This is a genomic window from Siminovitchia fortis (assembly GCF_003605365.2).
Taxonomy (GTDB): Bacteria; Bacillota; Bacilli; order Bacillales; family Bacillaceae_C; genus Siminovitchia; species Siminovitchia fortis.
Genome location: NZ_QYTU02000031.1, coordinates 19,911 through 46,322 on the forward strand (window position 1 = coordinate 19,911; position 26,412 = coordinate 46,322).

At 43.7% G+C, this 26,412-nt stretch carries 26 protein-coding genes and 1 riboswitch; of the genes, 9 read left to right on the top strand and 17 right to left on the bottom strand.

Translation table 11 applies throughout. The features are described 5' to 3' along the window. Positions 1-184 precede the first annotated feature (184 nt). Positions 185-1,360, top strand: a complete 1,176-nt coding sequence (locus D4N35_RS13040) for a ParM/StbA family protein (RefSeq protein ID WP_120074347.1) — start codon at positions 185-187, stop codon at positions 1,358-1,360. A 12-nt stretch (positions 1,361-1,372) separates the two neighbouring features. Then, on the top strand, positions 1,373-1,948 hold the full coding sequence (locus D4N35_RS13045) for a hypothetical protein (RefSeq protein ID WP_120074349.1): 576 nt from the start codon (positions 1,373-1,375) through the stop codon (positions 1,946-1,948). Between the two features lie 192 nt (positions 1,949-2,140). On the opposite strand, the gene D4N35_RS13050 is transcribed toward D4N35_RS13045, so the two are convergent. The 4 genes from D4N35_RS13050 to D4N35_RS13065 are packed head-to-tail and all read right to left on the bottom strand — an operon-like array spanning position 2,141 to position 5,517. Then, positions 2,141-2,743 carry a response regulator transcription factor gene (locus D4N35_RS13050; protein WP_120074351.1) on the bottom strand — a complete coding sequence of 201 codons (603 nt, stop codon included), beginning with the start codon at positions 2,741-2,743 and terminating at the stop codon, positions 2,141-2,143. Beyond that, entirely contained in the window at positions 2,743-3,873 is a 1,131-nt protein-coding gene (locus D4N35_RS13055; protein ID WP_120074353.1) for a sensor histidine kinase, read from the bottom strand. The genes D4N35_RS13050 and D4N35_RS13055 overlap by 1 nt, the downstream gene beginning before the upstream one ends. 6 nt (positions 3,874-3,879) lie before the next feature. Next, complete coding sequence (locus tag D4N35_RS13060) at positions 3,880-4,614, bottom strand: ABC transporter permease (RefSeq protein ID WP_120074356.1); 735 nt, start codon at positions 4,612-4,614, stop codon at positions 3,880-3,882. Beyond that, a complete protein-coding gene (locus D4N35_RS13065; RefSeq protein ID WP_235870387.1) occupies positions 4,615-5,517 on the bottom strand; it encodes an ABC transporter ATP-binding protein in 903 nt (300 codons plus the stop codon). Positions 5,518-5,783: 266 nt separating this feature from the next. Between D4N35_RS13065 and D4N35_RS13070 the strand changes: the two genes are divergently transcribed. After that, positions 5,784-7,190, top strand: coding sequence for a vWA domain-containing protein (locus D4N35_RS13070; RefSeq protein ID WP_164876372.1), 1,407 nt, complete (start codon positions 5,784-5,786; stop codon positions 7,188-7,190). Positions 7,191-7,327: 137 nt separating this feature from the next. Continuing rightward, positions 7,328-8,305: a M20/M25/M40 family metallo-hydrolase gene (locus D4N35_RS13075; protein WP_120074363.1), complete on the top strand. Its 978-nt coding sequence runs from the start codon at positions 7,328-7,330 to the stop codon at positions 8,303-8,305. 18 nt (positions 8,306-8,323) lie between these two features. Here D4N35_RS13075 and D4N35_RS13080 read toward each other — a convergent pair whose 3' ends face one another. Then, a complete protein-coding gene (locus D4N35_RS13080; RefSeq protein ID WP_120074365.1) occupies positions 8,324-8,890 on the bottom strand; it encodes a biotin transporter BioY in 567 nt (188 codons plus the stop codon). Positions 8,891-9,130: 240 nt separating this feature from the next. Between D4N35_RS13080 and D4N35_RS13085 the strand changes: the two genes are divergently transcribed. After that, positions 9,131-10,474, top strand: a complete 1,344-nt coding sequence (locus D4N35_RS13085) for a DUF4910 domain-containing protein (protein WP_120074367.1) — start codon at positions 9,131-9,133, stop codon at positions 10,472-10,474. 43 nt (positions 10,475-10,517) lie between these two features. Here the strand turns inward: D4N35_RS13085 and D4N35_RS13090 are convergent, their stop codons facing one another. From D4N35_RS13090 to D4N35_RS13110, 5 genes are all read right to left on the bottom strand, one after another. Continuing rightward, complete coding sequence (locus D4N35_RS13090; protein WP_164876373.1) at positions 10,518-11,765, bottom strand: cysteine desulfurase-like protein; 1,248 nt, start codon at positions 11,763-11,765, stop codon at positions 10,518-10,520. 138 nt (positions 11,766-11,903) lie between these two features. Further along, positions 11,904-12,740, bottom strand: coding sequence for a MetQ/NlpA family ABC transporter substrate-binding protein (locus tag D4N35_RS13095; protein ID WP_120074371.1), 837 nt, complete (start codon positions 12,738-12,740; stop codon positions 11,904-11,906). Positions 12,741-12,796: 56 nt separating this feature from the next. After that, positions 12,797-13,468, bottom strand: coding sequence for a methionine ABC transporter permease (locus D4N35_RS13100; protein WP_430722744.1), 672 nt, complete (start codon positions 13,466-13,468; stop codon positions 12,797-12,799). Continuing rightward, positions 13,443-14,480 (bottom strand): methionine ABC transporter ATP-binding protein, encoded by a 1,038-nt coding sequence (locus tag D4N35_RS13105; protein WP_120074373.1) that lies wholly within the window; start codon positions 14,478-14,480, stop codon positions 13,443-13,445. Before D4N35_RS13105 ends, D4N35_RS13100 begins: the two co-directional genes overlap by 26 nt. Before the next feature lie 554 nt (positions 14,481-15,034). After that, entirely contained in the window at positions 15,035-15,874 is an 840-nt protein-coding gene (locus D4N35_RS13110; protein WP_120074376.1) for a MetQ/NlpA family ABC transporter substrate-binding protein, read from the bottom strand. 203 nt (positions 15,875-16,077) lie between these two features. Beyond that, positions 16,078-16,195: riboswitch (SAM riboswitch) on the bottom strand. A gap of 244 nt (positions 16,196-16,439) precedes the next feature. On the opposite strand from D4N35_RS13110, the gene D4N35_RS13115 reads away from it, so the two are divergent. Beyond that, on the top strand, positions 16,440-17,714 hold the full coding sequence (locus tag D4N35_RS13115; protein ID WP_164876374.1) for an ArgE/DapE family deacylase: 1,275 nt from the start codon (positions 16,440-16,442) through the stop codon (positions 17,712-17,714). Between the two features lie 564 nt (positions 17,715-18,278). Here D4N35_RS13115 and D4N35_RS13120 read toward each other — a convergent pair. From D4N35_RS13120 to ectA, 6 genes are all read right to left on the bottom strand, one after another. Beyond that, positions 18,279-18,986 carry an ABC transporter permease gene (locus tag D4N35_RS13120; protein ID WP_120074380.1) on the bottom strand — a complete coding sequence of 236 codons (708 nt, stop codon included), beginning with the start codon at positions 18,984-18,986 and terminating at the stop codon, positions 18,279-18,281. Next, the gene (locus D4N35_RS13125) at positions 18,983-19,831 is read right to left on the bottom strand and encodes an ABC transporter ATP-binding protein (RefSeq protein ID WP_120074382.1); all 849 of its coding nucleotides are present in this window, start codon (positions 19,829-19,831) and stop codon (positions 18,983-18,985) included. Before D4N35_RS13125 ends, D4N35_RS13120 begins: the two co-directional genes overlap by 4 nt. Positions 19,832-20,072: 241 nt before the next feature. Then, positions 20,073-21,101, bottom strand: coding sequence for a LytTR family transcriptional regulator DNA-binding domain-containing protein (locus D4N35_RS13130; RefSeq protein WP_120074384.1), 1,029 nt, complete (start codon positions 21,099-21,101; stop codon positions 20,073-20,075). A 136-nt stretch (positions 21,102-21,237) separates the two neighbouring features. Further along, positions 21,238-21,624, bottom strand: a complete 387-nt coding sequence (locus D4N35_RS13135; protein WP_120074386.1) for an ectoine synthase — start codon at positions 21,622-21,624, stop codon at positions 21,238-21,240. A gap of 17 nt (positions 21,625-21,641) precedes the next feature. Next, positions 21,642-22,922 carry a diaminobutyrate--2-oxoglutarate transaminase gene (ectB, locus tag D4N35_RS13140; RefSeq protein ID WP_120074388.1) on the bottom strand — a complete coding sequence of 427 codons (1,281 nt, stop codon included), beginning with the start codon at positions 22,920-22,922 and terminating at the stop codon, positions 21,642-21,644. 26 nt (positions 22,923-22,948) lie between these two features. Further along, positions 22,949-23,515: a diaminobutyrate acetyltransferase gene (gene ectA / locus D4N35_RS13145; protein WP_235870389.1), complete on the bottom strand. Its 567-nt coding sequence runs from the start codon at positions 23,513-23,515 to the stop codon at positions 22,949-22,951. 213 nt (positions 23,516-23,728) lie between these two features. On the opposite strand from ectA, the gene D4N35_RS13150 reads away from it, so the two are divergent. After that, a complete protein-coding gene (locus tag D4N35_RS13150; protein WP_120074390.1) occupies positions 23,729-24,544 on the top strand; it encodes an arylamine N-acetyltransferase family protein in 816 nt (271 codons plus the stop codon). Beyond that, a complete protein-coding gene (locus D4N35_RS13155) occupies positions 24,537-25,355 on the top strand; it encodes an arylamine N-acetyltransferase family protein (RefSeq protein WP_120074393.1) in 819 nt (272 codons plus the stop codon). Before D4N35_RS13150 ends, D4N35_RS13155 begins: the two co-directional genes overlap by 8 nt. Before the next feature lie 110 nt (positions 25,356-25,465). Here D4N35_RS13155 and D4N35_RS13160 read toward each other — a convergent pair whose 3' ends face one another. Next, positions 25,466-25,588, bottom strand: coding sequence for a small acid-soluble spore protein P (locus D4N35_RS13160; RefSeq protein WP_120074395.1), 123 nt, complete (start codon positions 25,586-25,588; stop codon positions 25,466-25,468). Between the two features lie 332 nt (positions 25,589-25,920). On the opposite strand from D4N35_RS13160, the gene D4N35_RS13165 reads away from it, so the two are divergent. Continuing rightward, positions 25,921-26,412 (top strand): transporter substrate-binding domain-containing protein (locus D4N35_RS13165; protein WP_128205413.1); only part of this gene is annotated, 492 nt, incomplete at its 3' end.

A 26,412-nucleotide genomic window follows, 5' to 3' on the forward strand; every position in this document is an offset into this window, starting at 1 on the left:
ACATGCTGATTAATCAGCTTGTGTACAAATATAGTAAACATGTATACAAGTATACGGAAAATGTGTACGTGTTATTGGCGGTGAATGTATCATTGACCGGAAAAAGAAATTCAGGTAATCTTTAATCATACTTATAGAAATTTCCATTTGGCAGTTTCACAAAAGAAAGGATGATAGTTTTTATATGGAAAATTCAAGACTTGCAGCGATTGATGTTGGAAATGACTCCTTAAAAGGCATTTTCGGTAAAATGGAGTATGAAATGAATATCCCCAATATTATTGCTAGAGATGTCGAAGACCGTCCGGTCATCGGATTGGAAGAGTTGGACAACCAAGAGCCTCTTGATGGATTACATATTCGTTTACATTCTCCTTCTCTTCAGGAAAATAACGCTGTTTACCGGGTGGGCCATTTGGCGACGCGAAGCGGCAATGCCACTGAATTGGACCCCGGAAGCAGCAAATCGGAAGAAGACCAGACGCTTGTCATGCTGTTTGCCGCGCTGGCACTTGATGCTGTTCGCGAGGAGAACAAGAAGATTTTCAAACGGAGCAATAATGTGGTCGAAGCCACTTACACTTTGGGCACAGGACTTCCTTTAAGAGAAGTGAAGGAAGGAAAAGATGTGGGCTACCGCTCTAAATTGCTTGGCTCTGTGCATCAGGTCGAGTTTTTGGTCACTCCAAAATACCAAGGAGTCAAGGTAAATATTAAATTTGAAGAAGTGAAGGTTTATCCTGAAGGGTTTGCCGCTTTTATCAATCTTGTTATGGATAATGATTTGAAAGTTATCAATAAGGATTTGATTGACCGAAGGATCATTATCCAGGATATCGGCGGATTATCTACAGATATTGCGGTAATTAAGAATAGAAAAGTGGATGATGACCGTGCGCAGGGCTTCAATCTGGGAGTATCCGAGTCACTTGATGCGATTCGTGAGGAGATCCGTTCGAAATACGGCGTTGAACTCGACAGCCGCCGGGATGTAGTTGAAATCATTACGAAAAAGAATGATAGAAACCATATTATGGTAAAAGGGAGCCGGACGAGCGTCCATGATATCGTCGACCGCATTCTTCTTGACCTTGCTAAAAAGCAATACCGCCACTTAAGAAATGTGTGGCAAAGAAACTCACAAACGGAAATCGCCTACTTTATCGGCGGAGGCTCGATCGTTTTGAAAGATTACTTGAAAGCATTGAACAATAATCTTGACGGGTATAATATCGACTTTTTTGAAGATGAAAAAGAAAGCGTCTGGATGATGGCAAATGCATACTATAAGTTGATCGCCGACTTTGAAAAAAGGAATCAAAAGGAAACTAAAGAAGAGAAAAAAGCGGTTAAAAATTAATAGGGTGATACCATGAAGGATACAGGGATGAAAAGGGGGCAGCCGATCACATTCAGGATACCTTCCGACACGCCTGACCATATTTTAAAGCAGCTGCAAAAGCTAAAGGAAAAAGAGCGGAGAAACTTTTCAAGCAAAATAGCTTCCATTGTAATGGACGGAATAAGCGAATCTTTGACAAAGCAAAGGGAAACCCTTACCATTCCGCTGCCAAGGGGTCTGACGAAGGAACAGCGCGATTGGTTAAAGCATGAGCATTCGGAAGCTTTACTCGGCAACATCGTATACCAATTACTGTCCGATCCTGTAAGAGCTGTATCAATTCTGGCATCACTCAACAGCAACGCACTGGAAATCGACGATGCCCTGTACTTGCAGGAGGAGGCCGCAGCGATAGAAGAAGAGCATGTTGAACCGGATCATTCCGAGGAAGACCGGCTCACAGTCAGCAGCCGCCAATCTGATATCGACGATTTAGATGACCTTGATTGGAGTCAAATTAAAATCGACGAGGAACCAAAGGATGCCAAAGAGGAAAAATTTGAAGAGGATCCGTTGGCGGATTTTCTGGCACAGATGAATAAATGAAACATAAAGTATTACATCATGCGCTGCCGGCTAAATGCCAGTCATGTATTATGAATCAGGTCCCCATTTATTGGGGGCCTTTTACTTTTTATCCATCCCAATAGCTTATGTACGTATAGAAAAGGCGGCTTTTTGGAAAAAACCAATGATTCGCAGCGCTGAATCATCGGTTCATCAAATATGATCGAACTATCATATCCATCCTTTTTCCTCCGCTTTTGATATGGCCTCAATTTTATTTTTTGCATCAAGTTTTGAGAGGATTTCCGACATATAATTACGGACGGTTCCTGCTGATAGAAATAATGCTGCCGATATTTCCTTGGATGTTTTTCCATGAGCTGCAAGCTTTAAAATCTCCTGTTCCCGCTTGGTGAGAGGATTGTCGCCTTCATACGAAGCTACCATAAGCTCCGGGTCGTATTCCCTTTTGCCTTTCATCACCCGGCGAATTGAATCTGAAAGGTCATCAACCGAGCCATCTTTTAGCAAGTAACCATGCACTTCTGCTTTAAGTGCTTTTTCGAAATACCCCGGCCTTGCAAACGTCGTCAAGATGATGACCCGGCAATCAGACGCCATTTCTTTTAATTCTGCTGCCACTTCCAAACCACTTTTTAACGGCATCTCGATATCCAACAGGCATACATCAGGCCGTAACTCTGTCGCCACTTTCAAGGCATCTTCCCCATTTTCCACCTGAGCAATCACTTCCATATCTTCTTCAAAATCCAGAAGGGATCCAAGCGCACCCCTCAGCATCCCCTGGTCTTCGGCAATCATAATCCGGATCATCAGGCAGTCCCTTCCTTTCCCTGTATCTTAACAATCGGCACTTTCATGGTGAGGGTAGTGCCATTTTTATGATCAATGACAAGCTCACCTTCAATCAATGCAAGCCTCTCTTTCATCCCCCTCAACCCATTTCCTTCATTAAGCTGCTGACCCAAGCCCTGCCCGTCGTCTGATATTGTGATCATAAAACATTCTCTTCTTTTCTCAATGCGGATACGGCAATTTTTTGCCTGGCTGTGCTTAACAATATTCGTACCCGCTTCCCGGAGGCACATGCCTAAAATATTTTGCTGGAGTAGCGGAATGTCAGAAAGGTTCTGCTCTCCCTCACAAACGTACGACATGCCAGCCGCTTGTATAATGTGTTTCATGTTTGCCAATTCTTCTTCTATGCTAATGGACCGCATGCCAGAGACAAGCTCACGTACCTGCCTTAAGGCCGAACGGGAAGTAGTTTCAATCTCTTTCGCTTTTGCTTTTGCCTGCAGCACAGCATCATTTTCGGCAAAACGCTGTACAAGCTGACTCTGCAGCGTAATAAGTGATAAGGTGTGTCCCAATGTATCATGCAGATCCCGTGCAATCCGGATTCTTTCCTCGCGTTTAACGAGCTCTTTAATCTGTTCATTGGCCTGATCCAGCTGTTTTTCCAGCTCCATAGACCGGTTCATGGATCTGATGCCAAAGGGGGAAATCACCATAACTAATAAGAAAGGAATGAAAAAGAGCATTCTTTCGATTGAATCTTGAAAAAAGGCGGCCACCATGCCAATGAATAGGGCTGCTGCAAATCCGGTTAAAGCCAAGTAAAAGTGTGCCTTATTCTTGTACCATCCGATAAAATACGCGGAAAAGAAGCCCATGAATAGGTGATATGGATTGTACCAAATACTTAAAATCACCATAATGATGATCTGAATGGCAAGCCAGATGGTAAGCCCCGTCTCCACCTGACCCTGCCAATAGAGCTGTCTGTATGAAACAAGAAACAGAAGGAGCAAACCAAACCCAAAAACCATTTTCATTCCTGTTTCTTGTGAAATATAAACAGCAGGCATGAACAAGTAAATTAAGAAGATGTAAGGAAAAAATCCAAACATTTTCGGAAAAACCCGAAACCTATTTTTCATTTTGGATTACACCGCCTCCTGCTTCCTTCTGATATAACTCGATAGTATCATAAACAAAACAAGGTAAACGGCAAGAATGAAAACATTTTTCATATCCGGAAGGTTCCCTCGTATGATTTCCCACGCGCCGCTTCCATAATGGTATGCGGGGAGCCAATTGCCAACGGCCTGAACCGCCTTTGGCAAGATTTCCATCGGCATCCACATACCGCCTGTAATCGCCAAAAGCATATAAATGACATTACTCACACCCGCTGCTGTATCTACCCGTTTCATTGAACCCACTAGAACACCGAGCCCCAAGAAAGGAAGTGAACCAAGTAAAATCCAAGCACCAGCCAAGATCCATTCAGTCCATGGGAGCGATATCCCATTGATTAGTCCCCCAGCTAGAAAAATAACTATAATCGAGAAAACATGAACTAGCGACTGCCCGATCATTTTTGCAAAAAAATACACCGCACCGGACAACGGCGTCACCCTCATAAAGTTGGACCAGCCTTTTGCTCTCTCTTCCACCATACGAATCCCCAGGGTCATAATCGCGCTTCCCATCACGCTGAAAGCGGCCATTGACATAAGGAAGTGTGCGTTCCAAACAGGATCATCCGCGCCAACTTGCATCACTCTTGTAAAAACAAAGTAAAAGACAATAGGCATAAGAAGGGACCAAAAAATAAAATAAGGATTTCGAAAAACCCGAAGTATCTCTGCCTTACACTGGTTCGTCAACGCCTTCATTTATATCGCCTCCCTTTGGTCAATCGTCAGCTGTTCAAACACCTCGTCAAGCCGGCCTTTTTCAACCCGTATATCCCTGACATACAAGTTTTTCTCAAATATCATATAAAGCACAGAATCCGTGTCATCTGAAATAATATAAGTCCTGCCTTCTTTTTCATATACGTCAGAAACAAACGGAAGCTGTAAAAATAATTCTGTTGGTATTTCATCCGGAGTTATAAAAGAAACGAACTGTTTCGTCAGTTTCTTTTTCATATCATCCGGAGTTCCATCGGAGGTAACTTTTCCCTTATTAAATAAAATGATCCTGTCCGCGTAATCGTCCGCTTCCTGTAAATAATGTGTTGTGAAAATAATTGTTTTTCCCTCGCGGGCAAATCCCTGAACCGTCCCCCAAAAAAGCCTTCTTGATGTAATATCCATTCCGACCGTCGGTTCATCAAAAAATAAAAGTTGCGGATTTCCTGCGAGCGCCAACGCGAACGAAACCTTTCGCTTTTGTCCTCCCGAGAGCTTCTCCGTACGTTTTTCCAAATCATCTTCTCTCAGACCGGTTAAACCGATCAGTTGATTCATCTTCATTGGATTTGGATAATAACTTCGGAACAATTGAATCAGCTCTTTTACCTTCAAGCCATCCATGAGGCTCACTTCCTGCAGCATCACACCCAAGTTCTCCCGTACTGCCCGCTCCGTGGGGCTTTGATGAAAAAGAAGAGCTTCACCTACCGTCGGCTTCAATAAACCGAGCATCATTAACATCGTTGTTGTTTTCCCTGCACCGTTTGGACCGAGAATAGCTGTCACATCACCTTTACTTATCGCAAATGATACATCGTCTACCGCCTTCTTATGTTTAAATACCTTTGTCAACCGATTGATTTCCACTACTTCTTCCAAAAGGCTCACCCCCATAATCTAATGTCATTGTATTAACATTTAATTGTAAAAATCAGTAGCTTCTGTCATCATTTTATAGTGACAAATGTCACCTCTATGTTGATGGTACCGATGGCCGCTTTTTTTGGTGGGCGAAACCTTTCATGGATGCATGAAAGTGATATTGGAGATTGGTTATTTAGGGCTGGGTAAAAAGGCCAATTTCAACTTTTTCAAAAAATCATTATACTAATCAAAAGACTAACACTTGAATTGGGAAGTGGATGATGATGCCGAAGAAGGCTTTTATCGTAATAGTTTTGTTCTGTTTGGCATTAGCAGGCTGCCAACAGACAGAGAAAAAAAGTGAACAGAAGAAAGAGGAAAAAGCTGTTGAAGCAAATGCAAAGGAGAGCAAGGAAAAAGAAGAAGCCTCCTACAGCCTGAAAGGGGAAGAAATTGAGAAAGAGCCCGCAGGGGAATTGTTTCAACAGTATATAGGCGATAAAGAATTCGCAGATAATGAAGAGTATTCCAAAGCAGCCGGAGAAGCCGTAGCCGAGTACATGAAAGAGATTAAAAACATGGATACAAAAGATTGGGATGCGGAACAGTGGGCCAAATCGATCATTTTAAGCCTTCGTACGGATGTCAGTGGCACAATACAGCCATTGAAAGACTTTGAGGTAAAATATAATGAGCTGAAGCTGCCTGACGGAAGGCTCCTCCAGGATGTCAGCGAAGAGGAGCTTAACGAAGAGGCCGATGATGTGAATGTCGCCGTTTTAATTGACGCGAGCGGAAGCATGAAGGCTGACGTTCCGGGAGGAAATAAAATGGCCTTGGCTAAATCAAGCATCAAACAATTTTCTGAAAGCCTGCCTGACAATGTCAATGTATCCCTGTCTGTTTTTGGACACAAAGGGACGGGTTCCGATCAGGACAAAAAACTTTCATGTGAAAGCATCGAAACGGTTTATTCATTAAAGCCCTATGATCAAAAAGAGTTTTCCAATGCGCTTGATCAATTCAACGCAAGTGGATGGACCCCGCTTGCTTCAGCTATACAGCAGGCGGAAAAAGAGTTGAAAGTTGCCAGTGGCGACAAGACAAAAACGCTTATATATGTTGTGAGCGACGGAGTGGAAACATGCGATGGAGACCCTGTCCAGGCGGCGAAGAATGCGAAGAAGTCAATGACGGACCTGCAAATCAATATTATTGGATTCGATGTCGATAATGAAGCGGACCGCCAGTTGAAAGAGGTGGCGAGTGCAGGAGGCGGAGAGTATACTTCTGTGAAAAACAAACAGGAGCTGGATGATGAGATCACTAAAAATTGGAAGGAAAGCCTCGGCAAAACGACATGGCGCTTCTGGCTTGCCGGGAACATCAATAATATCAACTGGGCATCTGTTGGAATGTCCAACGAACTCCGGGGCCTGGAGAACAACCACATCACTTCGCGCAACAGGGAGCATGATCGCATGAAAGCTGCCTTGAACGAACTGCTGAGCAGCGATTTGGTTGACTTGGACACTAAATCTGCAATCTCGGACATCTTATTTGAACGAACTAATGCCATCAAAGATTATGCAGACGGCATTAAATCTGAAAAACATAATGAAATCTTTGATACGGCGGAAAGCCTGAAAGAGAAAGTGGACCATGTAACAAAGGATCTTGATTTGTAGAAAACCAAAGGGATACGACAGTCCCTTTGGTTTTTCAATGAAAAACATGTCAAGGGGCACGGTCCTAAAGATGGGTTGACGCTTTCAAAAGATTCTAATAGTATAAAACTACTAATCTAGGGATAGGAGAGATTGATGTGAGAAACCGCATTTTCATTTCAATAGTTATGGCTCTTCTGCTGTTATTCACTGCTGCAGGCAGTACCACAGCTTCAACTGTGACCTACCATCCGTCGCTCGCTCATAAGACTGGAAAAATGGCATATGAGCATACAAAGTATTTAACGTATACGGTGGGGGCACGTGTGGCAGGATCGGCTAAAGAAGAAGAGGCAAGGGATTATATTGAGAGCCAGTTCAAGCGCATGGGCTATACTACCAACGTCCAGCCTTTTTCATATACCAACAGGGGAACGGTAGTCCATTCCTCTAACGTGATTGCTTATAAGAAAGGGAAGTCCAGCAAGGAAATTATTGTCGGAGCACACTATGATTCTGTTGCTGCTGGAAAAGGATCGGACGATAATGCTTCAGGCGTAGGCGTCATGCTTGAGGCAGCTGAGGTATTAAAGAAAATCAATACTCCCTATTCTATTAAATTTGTTGCTTTTGGTGCAGAAGAGACAGGGCTGAGAGGGTCAAATTACTATGCTAGCCAAATGACAGCAGAAGAGATTGAAAATACAGTAGGAATGATTAACTTGGACAGCTTGGCCGTCGGTGATCATATGTATGTGTATGGAAGCACAGGAGAGAAAGGGTTTATCAGGGATCAGGCCCTGAAAATTGCAGAAAAGAAGAAGTTGGATATTGGAACGAACCCGGGCTTGAATCCGACTTATCCGGCTGGAACGACAGGGGACTGGAGTGATCATGCGCCATTTAAACGCCTGGGAATTCCGTATGGTTATTTCGAAGCTACCAATTGGGAAATCGGTGATATTGATGGCTATACACAAACCGTTAAACATGGCAGTGTGTGGCATACGCCAAATGATACACTGGAATTTATAGAAAAAGAGTTTCCGGGCAGAGTTGAAGAGCATTTGGAGACATTCAGCCAGGCTTTGACTGAACTTTTGAAGTTCTTCGGCAAGACAAGTACATCTAAATAATATTAAAAAGTCAGCTGCTTATGCTGACTTTTTTGCTGTAAATAAAATATTGGCGTTAGCCAACCTATTGCGAACTAATACCCCAATCCATGAGGCAAGTGCCGCTTTTATCAATCCTACAACGATAAATGGAGCAAACCCTCCGGCGAAAGCCGCGCCCCAGCTCAAACTGGCCCCTGCTTTTAACCAGGCTGTTCCAAAGCTCAATGTAATCAGCATGCCGATCGTATTTGCGGCCATTGCATGGATAAAATTAAAGGATGTTTTCTCCAAATACCATCCGATAAAGAAAGCGGTTGGGATAAATCCGACGATAAACCCGCCGGTTGGTCCGATCAGAACGGAAAAACCTGCAGAAAACCCAGCAAACACAGGGATGCCGACTGCACCGAGCAATATGTAGAGAAGGACGGAAACCGTACCATGCCTCGACCCCAGAATGGTTGCGGCCAATCCGATCGCCAGTGTCTGCCCTGTAATTGGGACAAGAGGCAATGGGATGGTGACCTGGGCCAAAATCCCGATAATGGCTGAAAAAAGTGCAGTTATAATCATCATTCTTAGCTTTTGCTGTTCTTGAAGCATAGCGCTCCCTCCTATTGTCAACGTTTATTATTTTTGGTTGACAATATTAATCTATTATTAAATGGGCGATTTGTCAATCCGATTCTTTGGTAGGAAATGAAGAAAACGAGTGAGAGGTATGTCATGCCTTTTTGAAAAATGAATAGGTGAATAGATTCATTTTGGCGGTACTTGAAAGGAAAGGAAGCACAGAGAGAGAATATAGTGCTGTGAATCGAAATATTAAAGGAGGTAATAGAATTGAAAAAAGGAAGAAAAAGATTTTCCCTTTTGCTCTCAGCGTTTCTATTAACCGCTAGTTTTTATTTTTTTCCTCCAGAAACAGCATTCGTCCAGGCAGCTCCGGAAAAAGCGAACCCAAGCGCAAAGGCATTTGATCAAAAAGTCATCGCAAGGGTTGATTCAGAACGGATATATAAAGATATCCACTATCTCTCCGAAACAATCGGGCCAAGGGTAACCGGAACAAAGGAGGAGAAGCAGGCAGCAGAGTTTATAAAAAAACGGCTCCAATCTTATGGATATAAAGTTGAAACTCAGGAATTTAAAATTCCTGATCAAATGATCGGCAATTTAACGGCAGATGGAAAACAAATTGACATCAATATTCCGGCAGGTTCCGCAGCAACAGCAGAAGAGGGACTGACTGCAGAATTATATGATGCAAAGCTGGGAAGTCCGGAAGATTTTACAGCGGAAGCATCCGGTAAAATTGCTCTTATCTCCAGAGGGGAATTCACCTTCCAAGAAAAAGTTGCAAATGCAGTGGCTGCTGGTGCAGCAGGTGTGCTTATTTATGATAATATTGACCAGCCCGGTCCCTTAAACCCCTCCATTGGCGGGGAAACAACGGTTCCCGTTGGCGGAATATCAAAAGCAAGCGGGCTTTCTTTGCTGAATGATTTTGCTTCGCAGGGGAAAACAGTAACATTTACAGTTGAAAAGCTGGGAAGTGCCACATCACAGAATATCATTGCAACAAGGGCGCCTAAAAAAGGTTCGGGACATGACATAGTTCATGTATCGGCCCACTTTGACAGCGTCCCATTTGCCCCGGGTGCAAACGATAACGCTTCGGGAACTTCAGTTGCTCTTGAACTTGCGCGTATTCTGAAAAGCTATCCTATTGATAAGGAACTGCGCTTTGTATTTGTTGGCGCAGAAGAAATTGGACTCGTCGGATCGGAGTATTACGTAAGCCAATTGAGTCAAGATGAGATTAACCGGAGCATTGCGAATTTTAACATGGATATGGTCGGAACGGACTGGGATAAGGCCACAGCCATATTTATGAACGCAGTTGACGGCAAAGCGAACATCGTGAGCGATACCGCCTTGGCAACGGCAAAAAGAATCGGCACTCCGTCCGAACTGATATTGTACCAGCGCGGGTCATCAGACCATGTATCCTTCCACGATGCAGGCATACCGGCTATCAATTTCATCAGGCGCGAACCGGGTACGGCGAATCTGGAGCCGTATTACCACACACCTCAAGATACCATTGAACATATTAGCAAAGAACGTCTCCAAGAGGCAGGGGAGCTTGTTGGGGCATCCATCTACAGCTTAATTAGAAAATAATAATAAAACAGAAGCCACTGTGCATAATGGCTTCTGTTTCCTTTTAAAGATTTGTTTTTAGGCATTCTTTCAATCCATCTATAAATCGTTCGCATTCCTCCAGCGTGTTATACGGTGATAGGCCGACTCTGAGCCAGCCGTCATATTTCATTACATCCAGCTTTTTGGCAAGCTGATAGGCGTAAAAATGCCCGTTGGCGGCAAAAATGGCGTGTTCGTCTGCCAAATATTTGCTGATAGTACTTGAAGGGACTCCGTCAACGACAAATGAAATTGTAGGTGTCGACGGAACATGGGTTGCAGGAATAAACATTTTTACTCCTTCTACTTTTGAGATTTCTTCTTTTAAAAAGGAAGCCATTTGATGTTCCTGCTCCTCAAATAGCTGGTAGGCATTTATGATTCTTTGCCTCTTTGATTGCCCTTTACCAATGCTTTCAATAAATTCAACTGCACCGATCATGCCGGCAATCCCTTCATGATTTTGAGTGCCTGTTTCCATGGAGGAAGGAGGCTCATTGTGTGCGGGAATCAATTTATACGGTTTATATTTGGAAAATAAATCAGGGTTCATGGATGCGAAGCCGATATGAGGGCCAAAAACCTTGTACCCTGAACCAAGCACGAGATCCGCTCCCAGCGCTTTTTGGTCAACGGCGATATGAGGGATTGCCTGGACCGCATCAATGACGGTGAGTGCCCCCACAGCTTTGGCCGCCTCTATGTATGGTTTTACATTATTGATCGTGCCGACGCCGTTAGAGGCAAGTCCAAGGAATACTGCTTTTGTTTTGGGATGGATCATCGTTTCAATGACGGCCCGATCCAGCGTGAGAGAGTCCACATTCACCGGAATCCGTTGAATAGTCATGCCTTTATCTTCAGCAATCTGAACCCATGGGTCAACATTGGCTGAGTGATCCATTTCTGTGACGACAATCTCCTCTCCAGCCTTCCAGTCCCGTGCAATCATCCTGGAAATTGCGTAGGCGAGCGATGTCATGTTAGCTCCGAAAAAGACGCCATCTTCATATCCGTTAATAAGCACGGCAACTTCAGCTCTAGCCTGAGCAAGAATGGCTTCCGTCTCTTCGCTTGTGGGAAAAAGTCCATCCCGGTTTGCCATCCCGTTTTCGATATAGTCCATTATCCGCTTAATAGACGGCTTGCACATCTGTGTACCCCCGGGACCATCAAAGTAGACTACTTGTTTGCCTTTAAAGGTTCGGTTCAATGCCGGAAATTGCTCGCGTATATTCGCTATGGCTACTTTGTTTTTGATATTTTGCACTGTGCTGCCTCCTTTTTCATCAATTATAATAATATTAGCATGATTAAGTTGTGTGTATTAGAAAAATTTAAATAATTCATCCTCATTTTTTGACAAATAAAAAAAGCCCAATGTTTTCATTGAGCTTTTCCAAATTGTTTACCATCCAGGTATTACAGAACCTTTGTAAGTTTCCTCGATGAATTGCTTAATTTCATCTGATTGATATACGCTTAAAAATTTCTTGATAGCTTCATCGTCTTTGTTCTCTGCCCTGGCTGCTACAATATTCACCCATGGAGAATCTTTATCTTCGATGAACAGGGAGTCCTCTGTAGGTACAATGCCGGCTTCAATTGCATAGTTGGAGTTGATGGCAGCTGCATCCACTTCGTCCAGTTGACGCGGAATTTGCGCAGCTTCCAATTCGACGAATTCATAATCATTTTTGTTCTCATCAACATCTTTGACGGACGGCGTATCGCCGACACCTTCTTTAAGCTTGATCAATCCGGCTTTCTCGAATAGAAGAAGGGCACGTCCGCCATTCGTTGGATCGTTTGGCAATCCGAGCTTTGCGCCTTTTTTGAGGTCTTTCAGGTCTTCTACTTTGTTGGAATAGACACCCATTGGCGTTGTAATTGCATTTCCAACATTTACGATATCATAGTTACGGTCTTTTTTCTGTTCATCCAAATATGGCTCATGCTGGAAAACATTCAGGTCAAGATCGCCTTGGGATAGCGCTTCGTTAACAATTGGATAGTCAGAGAAAGTCTTAATGTCAATTTCCAGGTCTTGCTTTGCAGCGAGTTCTTTTACCTGCTCCATGATTTCCTCATGTTCACCGGCTGTAACACCTACAATGAGCTTTCCGTCGCTGAGCAGCCCTTCGGCTTTTTCCCCTTTATCCGCTGATTCTTCTTTACTTCCGCCGCATGCTGCAAGAGCTGCAATCAATAAAACCAACACGCTGGATAATATCCACTTTTTCATGATGCAATTCCTCTTTTCTTATAGATATAATTAATATTTAAACACACTATACACAACTAATCTTTTTTCAATCTGGCAGCTACCCGGTTGCCCAGTGACTGCAATCCTTGGACAAGGATGATCAGGAGGATGACTGTTACATACATGACATCGACTTCGTAACGGAGGTGGCCGTAGCGATAGGCAAGGTCCCCAAGGCCTCCGCCTCCGACAAGTCCTGCCATCGCTGTAGCGCCAATTAAGGAAATCGTTGCAATGGTCAGTCCAAGAATAATCGAGGAACGGGACTCCCTTACAAGAACGTGCCAAATGATATGTCTCGTTTTCATGCCCATCGCTTCATAGGCTTCAAGCACTCCCCGATCTACTTCCAGAAGGGCTGTTTCCATCAGACGGGCAATGTATGGAGCCGTATAAATAACGAGAGGGACAATAACGCCCTTTACACCAATCGTTGTTCCGACAATGAACCTTGTGAATGGCAAAATAAAGAATAACAAGATGATGAACGGGACAGACCGTACAATATTTATAAATATATTCAATATACCAAAGACGTATTTGTTGCTAAATGCCTTGCCTGGACGTGTAAGAACCAGCATAATCCCGAGTGGAAGACCGATTAAAATCGATATTCCAAGGGAGATTCCAACCATTTGGAAGGTTTGGATGATGGCTTCCCAAATATCAGTGCCCCAGTTATCAAGAAACTCGCTTATTTTTGTCACTTATATTCACACCTTCCACATGAACCTGGTCTTTTTCCAGGTACCGGACCGCTTTATGAATCTCGGCCGTATCTCCTTTTAAATGGACGACAAGCTGTCCGAAAGTTTCATCCTTTAAATGGGTAATGCTTCCTGACAAGATATTCGGATAAATATCAAATTTCTTTGTCACAGTCGCCAAAGCAGGTTCGCCGCTTGAATCCCCGAAGAAGGAAAGGGTGAACACCTGCCCGGTCTGGTTGAGTTTTTCCAGAAGATCATCCGGAATTTTATGAGTAAACAGGCTGCTTACAAATCGCTTCGTAGTTTGATGCGCCGGTGAGGTGAAAATGTCTTTTGTTGTTCCTTCTTCAATGACTTCACCATTTTCCATGACAGCTACGCGGTCACAGATGCGCTGAATGACGTTCATTTCGTGTGTGATGAGCAAAATGGTAATACCGAGATCTTTATTGATTTTCAAAAGCAGGTCGAGAATGGCTTCCGTCGTATCCGGGTCCAAAGCGCTGGTCGCTTCGTCGCTTAAAAGGATTTCGGGTTCAAAAGCAAGCGCGCGGGCGATAGCCACCCGCTGCTTTTGCCCGCCGGAAAGTTCGGAAGGATAGGCATGATATTTTTCATCAAGGCCGACTATTTTTAGGTACTTCACGACTCTTTCTTCCACTTCTTTTTTGCTAAATCCGGAAAGTTTCAGTGGAATGGAAATATTTTCATAAACAGTGGCCGTCTTTAAAAGGTTAAATCCCTGAAAAATCATTCCGATGTTGGTGCGGGCTTCGCGAAGCTTTTTGGTAGACAGTTTTGTTAAATCTGTCCCTTTTACAACTACGGAACCTGCGTCGGGTTTTTCCAATAAATTGACGCAGCGGATCAATGTACTTTTTCCAGCGCCGCTGTATCCGATGACTCCATATATTTCACCTTTTTTAACAGAAAGCGATACATTGTTCAATGCGTGAATCGGACCTTGTTTACCTTGAAATGTCTTAGAGATTCCCGCGAGTTCTATCATGTGTATTGCTCCTTCATGTTTATTTTCAAAAATCCGTGACGGCTGCCTGGTTTAGTTTTCTTACCAGAGTAAGAAAGCATAAGCTTTTTTAGCTTTTAAAATTTTGAACAAAGCCATTTGTTGTCTAGCTCCAGCGCCTATCGACTAGCAGACTTCGCACCTAATGTGCTCCTGCGGCGCAGCTTATTCGAGGATGTTTGGCGAACATCATAGCAAAGCTGCACGACGCCAACTCAAGGAAGCATCACACGAGGCCATTTCAAGTAGTAGCTTTCCTACGATAAGTCAACATCGGCTCCGACGCACAGGATGTGCTAGTGCAGGCGAAGCGACAGGACGTCGCTGCTTGAGCCTGCGTTCCTCGCCGTGTTGTCCGACTGCGAGTGCCATCGGCTCGAGGTCATAAGCCAATCGCTGCTGAAGGCAAACTACGCCTTCTTCAGCGCTCGTCTAGCTTTGCGCCGATAAGCAGGCACTCTCGCACTTCCTTATCCTTTATCTCGTCGGAGGCACTCCAGTCTGTACGTCGATGGGCAAGGCGCTTGCGCTTTTCTTTACCAAGAGGGAATGACTGATCCTTCGAATGTTTCATCAATATATTGTTTCACTTCATCAGAACGGTAAACATCCCAAAACTTTTGAATCGCTTCGTCATCTTTTGATTCAGGCCTGGCCGCTGCAACATTCACCCATGGAGAGTCGCTTGATTCAATAAAGATGGAATCTTTGGCAGGCTTAAGTCCATGCTCAATCGCAAAGTTCGTATTGATGGCAGCTGCATCAAGCTCCTCCAATTGACGGGGAAGCTGGGAGGCTTCCAATTCTACTAACTCATAATCGTTTTCGTTTTCTTCAACATCCTTGACAGTCGGGGCAGTCCCTGAGCCTTCTTTCAATTTAATTAATCCGGCACTTTCAAACAAAACAAGGGCACGTCCTCCATTTGTAGGATCGTTAGGAAGTCCAATCTTCGCCCCTTTTGGCAGATCTTTAACGTCTTTCACTTTGGATGAGTAAATCCCCATTGGAAAAGTGAGTGCTTTACCTACTTCGACAAGATCCATGTCCCGGTCTTTATTAAACTGCTCCAAATAAGGAATCGTTTGGAATAAGTTGAGATCCAACTCTTTTTCATCTAAAGCGATATTCGGCATAATGTAATCCGTGAACACTTTGACTTCGATATCCAAATCTTGCTTGGCTGCAAGCTCTTTTACTTTTTCCAAAACTTGTTCGTGCGGGCCGGCTGTTACACCAACCGTCAGTTTGCCGTCGTCAAGAAGGCCTTCCGCTTTTTCGCCTTTACTGCCGGCTGCTTCTTTATTGCCACCGCCGCATGCTGCAAGAGCGGCGATTATTAAAATAATTAAACTGGATAATACCCACTTTTTCATGCTGCTTCCCCATTTCAATGTATATTTATCTTTTTAGTCGAGTTTACTGCTATTAATCATCTTCCTATTTTTATTGCCAATACAATTTCTATTTATCGTACCTCCGTGTTCCTCCCTTCAAGATTCCTTATGGAAATCCCTTGTGCATCAAAAAATGCCTCTCGCACAGAGAGGCATGGAAATACACGAAAGTATCACGCACTCTCTTATTTTTCAAAATACAAAGTATTTTGCAGGATTTAGCACCTGTTCCTGTTTTGGTAAAACAAGAATGGTTGCCGGGTTTCACAGGGCCAGTCCCTCCACCGCTCTCAATAAGAGATTTCCAAATGAAATTGTTAAGAATGATAATATACCTATCTAAAAGAAATGTCAATACTGTCTGTTCATTTTTCAGATCTATCTTATGATCAAAGGCCACTTGAAATTTTTTCATAGGGCTTTCTTCCATACTGGAAAAACAAGAAAAATACTAACTATTTTTTGTATTATGATTTATAATGTGTATGAATATATGTTTTTTGATTTTTATTATATATACTTCAATGCAGGGAGGAGCAGCAAAGTGTCAACTGATACGAAGAAGAAGGTCCAAGACTATATTGAAGAAAATAAAGATGAACTTGTGGAAGCCATTGTGAAGGCGGTCCAAATTCCGAGCGTGATCGGCGACGAAAATGCTATGGCGGAATATATGAGGAAAAAGTATGAAGAAATCGGATTGAAAGTGGCCGAGGTTCATCCTGAGTATGAAAAGATCCAAAACCATCCTGCTTTTAGCAGCTCTGATTTGCCGTTTGAAGGCAGAAAGAACATTATCGGCATTTGGGAAGGCAATGACGATGCGCCTTCATTAACGTTAAATGGACATATGGATGTTGTTTCACCGGAACCGGTTGAAAATTGGACAAAAGATCCATGGGGCGGCGAGATTGTAGGCAATAAATTGTACGGGCGCGGCTCGGGAGATATGAAAGCCGGGCTTATGGCCAATTGGTTCGCTTTGAAAGCGCTGTTGGACCTGGGAATCAAGCCGAAAGGCAAAGTCCTGCTTCAAAGCGTGATCGAAGAGGAAGCAGGGGGGGCAGGCGGTACACTCTCCTGTTTGGAAGCCGGATATACAACCGACGGTTTTATTGCGACAGAGCCCCATGCTTTGAGATTGACTGTTGCTCATGCCGGGGTCATGTATTTCCGAGTAAGGGTGCTGGGCAAAACAGCTCATGCGGGCATGGCGCATTTGGGCGTGAATGCGATCAGTAAAATGTACAAGGTTTACAATGCACTTGAAGAGCTCGCTGAAAAGAGGGCTAAGGAGGTTTATTTTGAGCTGTTCCATAAAGGTTCCGGCCAATCTGTCCATATGAATCTTGGTACGTTAAAAGGGGGAGACTGGGCATCCAATGTTCCAGGTGAAGCAGTACTTGAATGCCGAATCGGTTTCATCCCATCTGAGACACGCGCCGAAATCAAGGAACTGATTGAAAAGACGGTTCAGGAAGCCGCAAAAGGCGACGAATGGCTCGAAGAGAATCCGCCTGAAGTGGAATGGTACGGCTGGACAACCGAGGCGTGGAATCAGGCCCCTGATGATCCGTATGTCCAAGCTTTTAAAAAGACGGCGGAAGACGTATTGGGCAAAGAAGTGGAAATTGCCGGACGTGCTGCCGGGAATGATGCACGGTTTACCCAATACTATGGCAAGCCTGGACTTGTGTTTGGACCAAGGTGCTCGAACATGCACGGACCGGACGAATATGTTGAAATCGACAGTGTTATTGAGACAGCGAAGGTGTTTGCTGCACACATTATTGACTGGTGCGGAATTGAAGAAGAATGATTAATACGGAAAACCTCTGATTTTTTGTGTTATGCTCCCCTTTTGGTAGTCAGGTGAAAAGGACAACTTAAAGGGGGCAATTCACATTGTGGCCAGGGGTTTATTGAATTAGATTTTCGCTGAGAGTATTGCTTTGCTTAAAATATAAAGATTCTTGCCCAAGTTCGAGGATTGCAGCATCTTCGGTAAGGAATGCCGCGCATACCTGCCCAAATAGGAGGGATGGCGGCATCTTCGGTAAGGAATCCCGTGTATACTTGCCCAATTAGAAGGGATAGCGGCATCTACGGTAAGGGATCCCGTGTATACTTGCCCGATTAGGAGGGATGGCGGCATCTTCGGTAAGGAAAGCCGCACATACCTGCCCAAATAGGAGGGGTAGCCCGATCTTCGGTAAGGAATGCTACATATTCCTTACCGTTGATTCCTTTCAACAGGAGGCCTTTATAGGAGCTAGGTACTGATTTAAAGAAAAGTTTTAAAGGCGAAAACCGCGGCTGCTCCGAATGCCATTGCGATCACAAGCTTTAATGCTTGTTTCATCTTGAATGCCTCCTCTGATTTTTAATCCACCATCCGCTTGCGAAAGACCACAACGGTCAGAGCGGAAATGACAATGGTCCAAATAACGATAATCACCAAGTTTAATAGAATATCTGTAAAACCTGCGTTATTTTCCACGTTTTTCGCAATTTCAAGCAGCTGGACGTTTGGCAGGTATTCGGCTGCTTTTAAAATGGGATATTTTTCCGCCAACGCAGTGACAAATGTTCCGAACGAAAAGATCATCATGAATGGAAGAATCAGGACGGAAGCCTCCATAACCGATTTTGCATACAGGCCTAATAATGTCCCCAAGCCCAGATAAAAGAGCGATGACAGAATAATTGCGACAGCCACAATTCCAATGTTCTTAGGGCTATAATCCAATAAGAAAGCACTTAATGCGATGACAAAAATAGTAAAAAGGAAAGATAATAAGCTTTTTCCGCATAGAATCTCTGCGGTGGTTGCCGGTGACAGCATCAATCCCCTCAATGTGTTCTTCTCTTTTTCCTCGGCAATCAGGCAGCATTGAACAAAGGCTGCAACCATGACGAATACCAAGTTAAAAACCATGTAATGTGTTTCAATGGAATCGACACCCATACGGCCATAAAAAGCGGCCAGAATCGGCGGCAAAAATATGACGCAGGATACAGCCAAATTCCGTGAAAAATCCTTATAATCCTTTATTAATATTGCATTCACGCGCTTCCAAGAAAATGTCATGCCAATTTCCTCCCTGTCACCTGTATAAAAATATCTCCCAAAGTCGGTTCATTTGAATGAATTCTTGCCACTTGATCTGTTTTCATCAATTCATATAGCTGTTGCGCACCTTCTGCACCTATGGGAATAACAATCTTCTGTTCATTTGACAACTCTACTGTTATTGTCTCCTCGGCGTATTTCCTTTTCAGGTTATCCGGCGTATCCAACAGCTGGATTTTTCCCTTGTTTAAAAATGCAACACGGTCACAAAGGGTGTCCGCTTCATACATATCGTGCGTTGTTAAAAAAATGGTTGTTCCTTTGGCGTTCAGCGCCCGCAGTCCTTCATATATATGAAGCGTATTTGTAGGATCCAGAGCCGAAGTAGGCTCATCCAGAAAAAGCAGCTCCGGTTCATGGAGCAGTGTACGTGCCAAAATAACCCGTTGTTTCATTCCTTTGGACAGTGCAGAAGTTTTTTTGTTTTTCTCATTTGTAAGATTAACGATTGCTAAAGATTCCTCTATCCTTGAACGAGGAACATCATATAAATCACAATAAAGCTTCAAGTTATCGTTAATGGATAATCTTTCATACAAGCCGCTGTTGTCAGTCAATACGCCAAATCGTTTCCGGTAATCTGACTGTTTCAATTTGGAGACAGGCCCGCCGAAAACCGACGCCGAACCGGTTGTAGGGTTCATTTGACCCGTTAAGATTTTAATTGTTGTAGTTTTGCCGGATCCGCTCGGGCCTAAGAAACCGAATATTTCTCCTTTCTTTACTTGAAAGTTAACTCCTTCAAGAGCAGGTTGGTTGGAGAAAGTTTTAACCAAATCCTTCACTTCGATAATATTTTCCATGTCCCTTCACCTCAAAAACGTAATGTCATTCGTTTGTTATATTCAGCTTACAGGGAAATAATGCACCAGGCATTAAATAGCGAATGAAAAGAGTTATATAAAGGATGAACGGAGCAAAAGGAAGGCTGAATCAATTCACTTTTGCCTGTTTGGTTAAGACGAAGAAGACAAGCAGCGTAAATGGAGGGTAAACAGAGAAAATAATCGACATATTTCCCGAGAAATAATTGATATTTCTACATTATTTGAGCCCGAGCATTTCCTTCAATACAGACATTTTTGATTTTGAGAGGGGAATGGTTGATTTGTTTGTATCCTCCAAAACAAGGCTGTAGCTGTTCCTTGTCCATGTAATCACTTCGCGCACTTTTTGCAGGTTGACGATATAGGAGCGATGACAACGGAAAAAGCCAAAGGGCAATAACCGGTTCTCCAATTCCTGAAGAGTAAAGTCGCTTGGAAATGCCTCACCTTTAATATGTATAAAGGATTGTCCTTCTCTGCTTTCAATATAATCTATCTCAGGAGGATTGAAGAGAACAATCTTATCTTTTACTTTTGTTGGGATTTTTTTGAACTGAACAGGCTGTGCTGTATCCGTTTGCTGTTCTTTTTCCAACTGGTCCTCATTTTTTTCGGGGTCATTGTTTTCAACCTGAATGGGGGATAACCCGTTAACGTCGAGTTTATACACCTCGTCGGCAGCCGTAACCGCACTTTCCATGTTGCCTGTCAGGATCAGGATGGCTTTGCCCGAGTGCCGAAGTTCCTGAAGGAGAGAAAGGAAGATTTGTTTTGATTCCAAATCCAGGTTTTGATCGGGTTCTTCCAAAATATAAATGGCAGGGTTTTGCAAAAGGAGACAGGCAAACTGAACTCTTCTGCTCTCTGAATATGACAATTTATTTATCCTTGTTTTCCGTTTTTCATCAAGGCGGACTGCTTTTATTGCCCGATCAATATTTTGTTCCGATTCGTATAAATTTTTTATAAACTTGAGCATTTCATCGATTGAAAGCCGCTCGTACAGTGCCGTGTTTAAAAATAAAAAGCCGATATCTTTGGAAGGATGCTGCAACCGTTTATGGCCAACGCGGATTTCCCCATGGGAAAGCGCCGTTTTTCCAAGAAGCAGATTAATGATCTGCTCTCTGGCATTCACGCTCGAATAAAGAGCGGAAACCTGGCCGGGATTGACTGACAGGTCAAAGGAGGGGAAAATAATTGTATCATGAACCCTTTTTTCAGCATCCACAAATTGTAAATTCATTATGAGTCCTCATTTCTTTAAACCTCTGTACATTTCCATTATATCAAAAAAATAAACAGCCCAAGCTGATTTTCCCGGCTTGGGCTGTAAATAGGTAGTTGATTTTAGCGTAGATGGCAGGCGCTGATATTTTCTATCAATCCTCCACCAAAGGATATACCCCATCTTTGTCATGCGTTTCTCTTCCGGTCAGTGGCGGATTGAAGACGCAGATCATTCTCATGTCTTTTGTTGCCCTCAAATAGTGCTCATCATTTTTATCGAGTGCGTACATCGTCCCATCTTTGATCGGATATACTTTTCCGTCGGATACGGTTTCAATTTCACCTTCTCCGCCGACACAATATACTGCTTCCAGATGATTTTTATACCAAATATGCGTTTCAGTTCCCGCATATATAATCGTGTCATGGTAAGAGAAGCCCATGTTATCATCTTTTAACAACAGGCGGCGGCTTGCCCAGGTGTCGGCTTTTACTTCGTTTTTAGTTCCAATTACTTCTTCCAATGTTCTTACAATCATTTCTCCATCCCCTTTATCTAATTATTTAGAACAGACTTAATACTATCCTCTACGATTTGGAAGCCATTTTCAAGTCCTTCCTGGTCAATTGTCAGGGGAGGCAGAAACTTGAATACTTCTCCTTCAGGACCTGAAGTCTCCATGAGCAGTCCGCGTTTAAACGCTTCTCCGCATATTTCTTCCGAAATTTCCGCCACTTCACATGCTACACCCTGCATGAGCCCGCGTCCTCTTTTTTCGGCACTTAACTCAGGATATTCATGAACGATGTAGTCTGCAAATGAACTCATCATTTCGGCTTTTGCGGCTATTTCCTGAGAAAATTTATTTGTTTCCCAGTATCCCAATGCTTCAGCAGCCGCAATGAAAGCCATATTGTTTCCGCGGAAAGTCCCGTTATGTTCGCCGGGCTCCCAAATATCGTAATCACTCTTGATCAGAGTCAATGCCATCGGTAAGCCATAGCCTCCGATAGATTTCGAAAGGCAGACGATATCCGGGGTGATTTCCGCAGGTTCGAAGCTGAAGAATGTTCCCGTTCTTCCGCAGCCTGCCTGAACATCATCAATGATCAACAATATACCGAATCTTCTGCATATTTTTTCTATACTTCTCAGCCATTCATAGCTGGCAGCATTGATTCCGCCTTCTCCTTGGACGGTCTCCAAAATCATGGCCGCCGGAAGGTCGATGCCGCTGCTGCTATTTTCCAAAAAGGCTTCGATATAGTCGATGGAGCTTGTGTCGTCCACATAATTGTCGAATGGCATGAAAACACTGTTGTTTAGCGGTATGCCAGCACCGCCTCTTTTCGACGCATTTCCCGTTACGGATAAAGAACCAATCGTCATTCCGTGGAATCCGTTTGTAAAACTGATGACCGTATTTCTTCCTGTGACTTTTCTTGCAATTTTCAATGCGCTTTCCACGGTGTTTGTGCCGGTTGGTCCGGGAAACATCACTTTATAATCCAGATTTCTCGGTTTCAAAATAACTTTATCAAACTTTTTGAGGAATTCTCCTCGGGCGACAGTGGCCATATCCAGACTGTGGGTGATGGCGTCTTCTTCAAGATATTCAATGAGAAGCTTTTTCATTTTTTCATTGTTATGCCCATAGTTTAAGGCGCCTGCGCCTGCAAAAAAGTCGATATATTCCTTATCATTGATATCCCATAATTTGTAGTTCTTGGCTTTTTTAAAAACGGTGGGGAAGCTTCGGCTATAGCTTCTTACTCTCGATTCATACCGTTCAAAAACATCCATGGCAATAGCGGGCCTGTCAGTAGTAGTCGACATAAATGTACACATACCTCCAGTAAATTTTATTTCAATGGTCCAATTCTGTACGCAATTTCAGCCTCATGCGAAGGGTCCGGAAATTGTTCTTCGCTGAAACATTCATATTTCGTATACCTGGTTTCCAGTTTTTTTGCCAATCCTTTAAAAAGGTTATTGGAAGGCGCGTTTGAAGGAGTGACAGTTGCCTCCAGGAAGCGGATGTTTGTATGTTCGAGCCTTTTGATCAGCTTCAGCAATAATGTTGTGGCCAATCCTTTTCCTCTTTGGGATCGGTCGACAACGACCTGCCATACAAACAGCGTATCAGGTGCGGTTGGCTGGAGAAAACCGGAGATAAATCCGACAATTTTACGGTCGGCCACTGCTACAATGGATGTCTTATTAAAATATTTGCCCCACATTAAATAGCTGTATGACGAATTGACGTCAAGAACCTTGGACTTTTTGACCAGTTCAAATATTTCACCGCCGTCGTCGGCAGTCGGCTCCCGAAAATAAATCGCGGCTGATTTCCTGCCCTTTGCAGAAGGTTTTTCTATTACCTTAGTGATTGTTTGTTCACCTCCTCTTTGCAAGATGTATATAATCATATCGGGCACAACATGTAAAATCAAAACCAATCAGGCATGTTGTAAGCGATTTAATCGTATTGAGTCACGGACTGCTTTACATAATGCTCGGTTTCCTTCAATTTCCTTCCAAATGGTCTGATATGGACCCCGATAAGAATTTGAAACAATTCCTACCCCATTAACCAGCAACAGTAGTATGATGGGTTAAAACGCAAAAAGGGGAGAGGAGTATTGAGAAATGAAATTGATAAGCTTGTGAAGGAAAAGGATTATTTTTCGGCTGAAGATGATCTCCGGCGGATAAAAATGGTTCAGGAGCTGTTGGCTGAGCGATTTCCTTTCGAAAATCTGGATGTTTTGTTAAAAGTGGAGGACCCCATTACGCCTAAATTTATTGTGGAAAAAATGTTGCTAAAGGGACGCGGCGGCCTATGCTATGAATTGAATGCGCTGCAGCATCTTCTTTTAAAAGAACTTGGCTTTGATGTTTATCTGGCCACTGCCACCGTTTCAACAGAAACAGGCTGGGCAACGGACCGCACCCACGTAATGAACCTTTTATGGAAGGAAGAGAAGTTATATTTGATAGACAGCGGGTTCGGAAGCAATCTGCCGTTACAGCCGGTTGAATTGGATGGTCCCCCCGTCCATTCTCCCGCCGGGAACTTTCGCCTGCAAACATGTGAAACGGAGAAAGGCTCCATTGTGCTTCAATCGGAAAATGATAAAGGATGGAATACGCGGTATGCTTTTTTTCCGGAGAAGGTAGGATGGGAGGACTTGAACCGAATTAAAACTGAAATTCATAACAGCCCAAAATCGTCGTTTAACCGGGAACTGCTGATCGCCCGGATGCTGCCGGAAGCAACGCTTTCCGTAAATGAAGAGCGCCTTCAATTAAAGGGGATTGAAGGTGAAGATCAAAGAATCATGTTTACAACGGATGATGAGATGTTGAGATGCATTAAAATAAGATTCTCTGAGTCTATTTATCAGGCCGCTGCACATTACGTGCGCATGAAAAAGAAAGGACGGGAAAATGCTTAAAAAGTTGGAGCGGCTTTTGCGGGAAAAGGATTATTTTTCAGTGAGAGATGATCTGAAGCGCATTCAAATTGTGCAGGAAATTTTTTCTGCTTTATATCCCTTTGAAAATCTGGATGTCCTGCTGGAAGCGGAGGATCCGATCACTCCCGAGTATGTTGTGGAAAAAATGCTTGAAGGGGGCCGCGGAGGGGTTTGCTATGAGCTGAATTCCTTGCTCCATATTGTTCTGAAGGAACTTGGATTTGATGTTACTCCAGCCTGTGCAACCGTATGGTCAGATGATGGGTGGATCATAGACCGCACCCATTCGATTAATTTATTAAACAAGCAGGGGAAAATCTATTTGATTGATGCGGGCTCCGGGAATAATTTGGCGCGCCAGCCGATTGAACTGGACGGAAGTACAGTCACATCTCCGGCAGGTGTATATCGTTTCAGAACGGAAGAAACCGAGAGGGGGACGGTTGTACACGAGGTTCTTTCAGAGGGGGAGTGGAAGTTAAGGTACGCTTTTTTTCTGAAAAATGTTGGTTGGGATGACTATAACCGGGTGAAACAAATGATCCATCACCATCCTGAATCTCCGTTTAATAAAACTTTATTGATTGCTCAAACATTAAGCGACGGAATCATTTCAGTGAACGAAGAGCGGCTTCGAAGGAAATGGACAGATGGGAAGGAACAGCGCATTCCATTTGCGTCACCTGATGAAATGCTTGAAGCAATTAAACATCATTTTCATCCATCCGTCTACAGGGCGGCTTGCAAGTATGTTGAAAAAAATATTGAAAAGAAAGCCACGAACTGTTAAGTGAACGTGGCTTTTTGCATGAGTGCCTGATGAGGGTTTCTATATGCGGCGCTTGGCTAATGAGGGAGCCTTCGTTACGATGTTGTCCGGCAGCGCCTTCGCCTTTCCTGCTACATCCCATGCCCGGGGTTTTTGTTTTGCCTTGAATGGTTCCTGTTTTTTACCTTGTGGGAGCCGCTTAACGGTTTTGGCTGATTCGATTCCTGCTTTTTACCCTTAGATTCATTTCCCATTTTAGACACCTCCATTTGTTATTATGTCTTCTTCCGAGCGTTTTATTTCAACCATATGAGTGAGGAAATGGGAGCATACTCCATGAATGTTGAGTATCTCTTGTACGATATTGGGCTCACGCAACGAGAGCCCGTATAACCGCAATTAAAGCAATATTATGCTGTTTGAACCTCATTGCCTGTTCACGTAGACTGTTATACAAAGCGCTTCCAATTTCCGCTTTCTGTTTAGGGAAAAAATCATGCTTAAATAGTGGCGGAAACAAGGTAGAATCACGCTTTCACTTATTGGAATCTTTCGAAATAAAAGAAAAAATGAGGGGGTTTTATTTTTGAAGAAGTGGTTTTTTATAGCCGTTGTCGGCTTGCTGGTAATGCTTGCCGCCTGTGGAAACAGCAGCGAAAGCACAGGCGGGGGAGACTCAAAAGCGGGTGGATCCACGCTTGACCGCCTGAAGAAAGAAGGCAAGGTGAAGCTTGGAGTTGCCAATGAAAAGCCTTATGGCTATAAAACGTCCGATGGCGAAGTGACAGGGGTTGCACCTGAGATCACAAAAGCTGTCTTCAAGGAAATGGGCATAGACACCGTCGAAGGGGAGGTCACGGAATTCGGTTCCCTGATCCCGGCATTGCAGGCGGGACGCTTTGATGTCGTCACCGCCGGCATGGACATCCGTCCGGAACGCTGTGCGGAAGCGGCATTCGGTGATGTAGAAATCCGTTATGGGGAAGGGATGGCCGTCCAGAAAGGAAATCCGAAGAATTTGCATAGCTATGAAGACATTGCCAAAAATCCTGATGTGAAGGTGTCGATCATGGCAGGA

Bases quoted from the DNA above. Each gene is read 5' to 3' on its own strand.
- ectB (WP_120074388.1), bottom strand. From the start codon at position 22,922: ATGTCGACTACTACTGACAGGCCCGCTATTGCCATGGATGTTTTTGAA.
- D4N35_RS13135 (WP_120074386.1), bottom strand. From the start codon at position 21,624: ATGATTGTAAGAACATTGGAAGAAGTAATTGGAACTAAAAACGAAGTA.
- D4N35_RS13095 (WP_120074371.1), bottom strand. From the start codon at position 12,740: ATGAAAAAGTGGATATTATCCAGCGTGTTGGTTTTATTGATTGCAGCT.
- D4N35_RS13055 (WP_120074353.1), bottom strand. From the start codon at position 3,873: ATGAAAAATAGGTTTCGGGTTTTTCCGAAAATGTTTGGATTTTTTCCT.
- ectA (WP_235870389.1), bottom strand. From the start codon at position 23,515: ATGATTATATACATCTTGCAAAGAGGAGGTGAACAAACAATCACTAAG.
- D4N35_RS13110 (WP_120074376.1), bottom strand. From the start codon at position 15,874: ATGAAAAAGTGGGTATTATCCAGTTTAATTATTTTAATAATCGCCGCT.
- D4N35_RS13050 (WP_120074351.1), bottom strand. From the start codon at position 2,743: ATGATCCGGATTATGATTGCCGAAGACCAGGGGATGCTGAGGGGTGCG.
- D4N35_RS13120 (WP_120074380.1), bottom strand. From the start codon at position 18,986: ATGACATTTTCTTGGAAGCGCGTGAATGCAATATTAATAAAGGATTAT.
- D4N35_RS13105 (WP_120074373.1), bottom strand. From the start codon at position 14,480: ATGATAGAACTCGCGGGAATCTCTAAGACATTTCAAGGTAAACAAGGT.
- D4N35_RS13045 (WP_120074349.1), top strand. From the start codon at position 1,373: ATGAAGGATACAGGGATGAAAAGGGGGCAGCCGATCACATTCAGGATA.
- D4N35_RS13060 (WP_120074356.1), bottom strand. From the start codon at position 4,614: ATGAAGGCGTTGACGAACCAGTGTAAGGCAGAGATACTTCGGGTTTTT.
- D4N35_RS13125 (WP_120074382.1), bottom strand. From the start codon at position 19,831: ATGGAAAATATTATCGAAGTGAAGGATTTGGTTAAAACTTTCTCCAAC.
- D4N35_RS13080 (WP_120074365.1), bottom strand. From the start codon at position 8,890: ATGCTTCAAGAACAGCAAAAGCTAAGAATGATGATTATAACTGCACTT.
- D4N35_RS13160 (WP_120074395.1), bottom strand. From the start codon at position 25,588: ATGGGAAATGAATCTAAGGGTAAAAAGCAGGAATCGAATCAGCCAAAA.
- D4N35_RS13070 (WP_164876372.1), top strand. From the start codon at position 5,784: ATGATGCCGAAGAAGGCTTTTATCGTAATAGTTTTGTTCTGTTTGGCA.
- D4N35_RS13155 (WP_120074393.1), top strand. From the start codon at position 24,537: ATGCTTAAAAAGTTGGAGCGGCTTTTGCGGGAAAAGGATTATTTTTCA.
- D4N35_RS13040 (WP_120074347.1), top strand. From the start codon at position 185: ATGGAAAATTCAAGACTTGCAGCGATTGATGTTGGAAATGACTCCTTA.
- D4N35_RS13130 (WP_120074384.1), bottom strand. From the start codon at position 21,101: ATGAATTTACAATTTGTGGATGCTGAAAAAAGGGTTCATGATACAATT.